1 protein-coding gene is annotated in these 344 nt (G+C 43.6%); it reads left to right on the top strand.

All coding sequences use genetic code 11. The features are described from left to right. A partial coding sequence (locus NE637_RS15365; RefSeq protein WP_256267800.1) for a ParB/RepB/Spo0J family partition protein occupies positions 1–344 on the top strand: 344 nt, incomplete at both ends.

Raw genomic sequence — 344 nt, 5'->3', positions numbered from 1 at the left:
TAGTGTTAATGGAATTATTACTCCGATTCTATACCGGGTTGATGGCGATAAAAAAGTAATAGTCTCAGGTGAGCGTAGATATAAGGCGGCATCAGAACTTGGTCTTGAAGAATTGCCAGCTCAGTTGGTATCTGGAGATTACAGGGTCATTGCATTAACTGAAAATTTACAACGCAACTCTCTCCTGCCCATGGAAGAAGCTCGAGCCATCCAGGATATCATCAATGCATCTGGTTTAGCTCAACAAGGCGTTGCAGTTCAATTGGGCAAGGCAGAAAGTACTATCTCAGAGATACTCAAGCTCAATAGCCTCCCATCTGGCATACAAGAAGCGGCTATTACGA

It is taken from the genome of Desulfovibrio desulfuricans (genome assembly GCF_024460775.1).
Lineage (GTDB): Bacteria > Desulfobacterota > Desulfovibrionia > Desulfovibrionales > Desulfovibrionaceae > Desulfovibrio > Desulfovibrio desulfuricans_E.
This window is presented reverse-complemented; position numbering and strand designations above follow the sequence as displayed.